Origin of the sequence: Gaiella sp., from assembly GCF_035558935.1 — a bacterium.
Taxonomy (GTDB): Bacteria; Actinomycetota; Thermoleophilia; order Gaiellales; family Gaiellaceae; genus Gaiella.
The window spans coordinates 1-4,028 of the sequence record NZ_DATMBZ010000077.1 but is presented as its reverse complement, the minus strand read 5'-3'; the positions used below and the strand labels follow the sequence as shown (position 1 = coordinate 4,028).

General features: G+C 69.5%; 5 protein-coding genes. 2 read left to right on the top strand and 3 right to left on the bottom strand.

Annotated elements, in window-relative coordinates; translation table 11 throughout:
• A partial coding sequence (locus VNM44_RS08030; protein ID WP_325624759.1) for an acyl-CoA carboxylase subunit beta occupies positions 1 to 1,105 on the top strand: 1,105 nt, incomplete at its 5' end.
• Between the two features lie 147 nt (positions 1,106 to 1,252).
• On the opposite strand, the gene VNM44_RS08025 is transcribed toward VNM44_RS08030, so the two are convergent.
• Positions 1,253 to 2,455, bottom strand: a complete 1,203-nt coding sequence (locus VNM44_RS08025) for an aminopeptidase (RefSeq protein ID WP_325624756.1) — start codon at positions 2,453 to 2,455, stop codon at positions 1,253 to 1,255.
• A 31-nt stretch (positions 2,456 to 2,486) separates the two neighbouring features.
• Positions 2,487 to 3,347, bottom strand: coding sequence for a GNAT family N-acetyltransferase (locus VNM44_RS08020; RefSeq protein ID WP_325624752.1), 861 nt, complete (start codon positions 3,345 to 3,347; stop codon positions 2,487 to 2,489).
• A 38-nt stretch (positions 3,348 to 3,385) separates the two neighbouring features.
• Between VNM44_RS08020 and VNM44_RS08015 the strand changes: the two genes are divergently transcribed.
• Positions 3,386 to 3,793 (top strand): Rrf2 family transcriptional regulator, encoded by a 408-nt coding sequence (locus VNM44_RS08015; protein WP_325624750.1) that lies wholly within the window; start codon positions 3,386 to 3,388, stop codon positions 3,791 to 3,793.
• On the opposite strand, the gene VNM44_RS08010 is transcribed toward VNM44_RS08015, so the two are convergent.
• On the bottom strand, positions 3,786 to 4,028 hold a 243-nt coding region (locus tag VNM44_RS08010), incomplete at its 5' end, for a TOBE-like domain-containing protein (protein WP_325624748.1). The two genes, VNM44_RS08015 and VNM44_RS08010, sit on opposite strands and share 8 nt — an antisense overlap.

Sequence of the window (4,028 nt, the reverse complement as noted above, 5' to 3'; positions counted from 1 at the left end):
CTGGCGGAACGTGCAGGCCTCCGGCGTGGTACCGCAGATCTCGCTGATCATGGGGCCGTGCGCCGGCGGGGCCGTCTACTCGCCGGCGATCACCGACTTCGTGCTGATGACCGAGGGGACGTCGTACATGTTCATCACCGGTCCCGACGTCGTGAAGACGGTCACGGGCGAGGACGTCAGCTTCGAGGACCTCGGCGGCGCGACGGCGCACGCGACGAAGTCCGGCGTGGCGCACCTCGTCGCGCCCGACGAGCAGTCGTGCATCGACGATGCTCGCTATCTCCTCACGTTCCTCCCGCAGAACAACCTCGAGACGGCGCCGTACGCGCCGCCGACCGACCCGGTCGACCGGGAGTCGCCCGACCTCGACACTCTGATCCCGGACTCTCCGCACAAGCCGTACGACATGAAGCGCGTGATCGAGACGGTGGTCGACGACGGCGCGTTCCTCGAGATCCAGCCGGCGCATGCGGAGAACATCGTCTGCGGCTTCGCGCGGCTCGGAGGGCATGCAGTCGGTGTGGTCGGTAACCAGCCCTCGGCGCTCGCTGGCGTGCTGGACATCGACGCGTCCGTGAAGGCGGCGCGGTTCGTGCGCACCTGCGACGCATTCAACGTGCCGCTCCTGACCTTCGTCGACGTCCCCGGGTTTCTTCCCGGCACGTCGCAGGAATGGGGCGGGATCATCCGCCACGGCGCCAAGCTGCTCTACGCCTACGCCGAGGCGACCGTGCCGAAGCTGACGGTCATCACCCGCAAGGCCTACGGCGGCGCCTACGACGTCATGAGCTCCAAGCACATCCGAGCGGACGTCAACGTCGCGTGGCCGACCGCCGAGGTCGCTGTGATGGGGCCGGAGGGGGCGGTGAACATCGTGTTCCGCCACGAGCTCGAGGGCGTCGAGGATCCCGAGGAGCGGCGGGCCGAGCTGATCGCCGACTACAAGGAGCGATTCGCGAACCCCTACTCGGCGGCCGAGCGCGGCTACGTCGACGACGTGATCGAGCCGAGCCGGACACGCCCGTACCTCGTCCGCGCGCTCGAGGCGACGTTGAGCAAGCGCGAGCCGGCACCCAGGCGCAAGCACGGGAACATTCCGCTGTAGAGCGCGCGAGCCGCATACGTGACGAACTCGGCACGGAGTTGGCACAGAGCCATAGCTCTTGTTGTCAGTTTCGACGATAGAATGGAAAGTGGGTGGTGGGATGGGGTGCCCCACGAGAAGCCGCAATTTGCGACCCGCAGGCCCGCCCTACGCAAGCACCCAGTGGCCCTGCTCGAGAATCGGCACGCTCGTCCCGTCGGCGCGCACGCCGTCCACGTCGACGTCGGGACCGCCGATCATCAAGTCGATGTGGATCGTCGAGACGTTGATTCCGGCCCCGAGGCGCTCCTCGTCGTTCATCGCCGCCGACCCTTCGACAGGGTCGGTGTAGCCGGATCCGATCGCGATGTGCGACGAGGCGTTCTCGTCGAGGAGCAGGTTGCGGAAGAGGATGCCGCGCTGACCGACCGCCGAGTCGACGTCGACGAGAGCGACTTCGCCGAGGCGTGAGGCGGACGGGTCCGCCCCGAGCTTCGAGCGAAGGAACTCTTCGCCGTGGTCGGCGCTCGCCTCCACGACCTCGCCTCCCGCGAATCGGAGTCGCCCGCCCTCGACGCGCGAGCCGAACCAGTACAGAGGCGCGGTCAGCCGTACCGTTCCCTCGGCGCGCATCCTGTCGGGCGTCGTGAACACCTCCTCCGTCGGGAGGTTGACGACATGCTCCTGGCCCCACGACGTTCGTGACGCCGCGCTCAGCCAGCGCGCGGACTCGAGCAACCCGATGCGGAGATCGGTGTCCGGCCCGCGGAAGCGGAGCGACGCGAAGCGGTGCTCGTCGAGGAGCGCCGCACGCTCTCCCAACCTTGCGATGTGACGGCGCCACGCGTCGACCGGGTCTGGCTCGTCGAGACGCGTGACCCGGGCAATCTCCGACCAGAGGCGATCGACGTCGGGCGTGCCGAACAGGCTCTGTGCCCAGCCGGCGGTGGGGCACGCAATCACCGTCCATGCCATCGCGAGGCGCGACGTCAGGTCGCGGGCGATCTCCTTCGCCTCTGTCGGCTCGGCCCGGGCGGCTCGGGACGGATCGACGTCCGCGAACAGCTCGGGGTCCGCATCGCCGAACGTCAGGACAAGAGCTGCGCCTTCGGCGCCGCGCCTGGCGGTCGCGAGCCAGGGTGGGGTCCGGTCGAGCATTTCTTCCGCTGCGTGGAGCGCGTGCAGCCGACGGACGTGCTCGTCGACGTAGAAGCAGTCGACGTCGCCGGCTCCGGCCCGCCAGCCCGCTTCGGCCACCGCGCGAATGAGCGGGGCGTGCTCCGGCTCGCCGAAGACGACGAGCTTCTGTCCCTGCTCGAGGTTGCAGCCGACCCGCACCGCCAGCTCCGCATATCGGGCTGCGTAGTCCATCAGGCGACCATCTCGCGTCCGACGTCCAGCGTCAATCCGCCCTGGGCGGCGAGAAGGCGAGCTCGCGCGAGTCGCAGACGGCCTCGTAGCCGATCCGCATGTAGATCCCGTTCGAAGTCGGATTCGCGAGATCGGTGTAGAGGAAGCAGAACCGCATTCCTCGGTCGAGGACGAGGCCCGACGCCGCCGCCGTCACTGCGCTGCCGTAGCCGCGGCCGCGGTGCTCGGGCGGCGTGTACACCGGACCGATGCGCATCCCGTTCGGCGTCGGGCCGCCGAACGCGGCGAGCGAGACCGGCTCGCCCTCGACCTCCCAGAGGACGATGCCGCCCGCGCTCGCCGGGTCGAGGCGGGCGTCGACGCTTCGCTCGATCCGGCCCGCGTCGGCGTCGTCGCCGTGCATCGCCTCGGCAGTGAACTCCCGCATCCACGCGATCGCGAGGTTGCGATCGTCCACGCCGGCGAGGTGCGAGGCGCCGTCCGTCGGATGGGGAGCGAGGAGCCGCTCCAGTGCGTAGATCCGCTGCTCGAGTCGAACCGTCGCCGTCACGTCATACCGCGCCGTCCACGCCTCCGTGAACCCGTCGACCTCGGGCACAGCCCCGACGACACCCGGGAGCTCCGACGAGATCGACGCCGCCAGGGCCTCGAGCGCACGATCGTCGACGGGCCGCGCAAGGATGAGGTTGTAGGGAGCCGTCCTCACCGCGACGCCGGCGACCTGCCCGTCGTCCCGGACGATCCATCCCTCGAGCTCGGGATAGACGTCGGGATGGTCGCGCGCGAACCCGAGGATCCCGAGCGCGAGATTGTGACGCGCCTCGTCGGCCATCAAGAACGGTTGCGCCTGCTCCAGGAGCTCGCCCGGGTCTCGAAGCGTGTCGACCTGCATCGTGCCGATCGTACGGCGGGCGCCGTTACGGTTGGGTCGTGCGCGTCTCCGCGAAGGTCGACTACGCGCTTCGCGCGATGCTCGAGCTTGCCTCCGCCGGAGGGCTCGTCAAGGGTGAGCAGCTCGCGACCGCGCAGAGCATCCCCCAGAAGTTCCTCGAGTCGATCCTCCTCGACCTCAGGCACGCAGAGCTCGTCACCAGCCGCCGCGGTGTCGAGGGAGGCTATGCGCTCGCGAAGCCTGCGGCGGAGATCAGCCTCGCCGACGTGATCCGTGCGGTCGAGGGGCCGATCGCGACCGTGCGCGGTGTGCGGCCCGATGAGGTTCGATACGAGGGAGCGGCACGGGCTCTCGCGCCCGTGTGGCTCGACCTACGCACGGCGATGCGCGGCGTGCTCGAGGAGACGACGCTCGCCGACGTCGTGGCGCGCGCCGGCTCTAGCTGAACGTCGTCGCGCGCATCGGCCTGACGTAGACGATCTGACCCGAGACGAGCTCGAGCAGCTCCGCCTGGTCGCGCGTCGTCTGCACCGAGAGGCGCTCGCCGTCGCCGCCGACGAGATCGAGCCGGACGTCGAACCCGAAGTGGACGATGCGGTCGATCATCACCTCGCGTGTCGAGCCGTTCGGCTCCAGCGTCACCTCGAGATCGTGCGGGCGCACGAACGTGTCGCCGAGCCG

Coding starts and splice junctions, on each gene's coding strand:
- VNM44_RS08025 (WP_325624756.1), bottom strand. CDS start 2,455: ATGGACTACGCAGCCCGATATGCGGAGCTGGCGGTGCGGGTCGGCTGC.
- VNM44_RS08020 (WP_325624752.1), bottom strand. CDS start 3,347: ATGCAGGTCGACACGCTTCGAGACCCGGGCGAGCTCCTGGAGCAGGCG.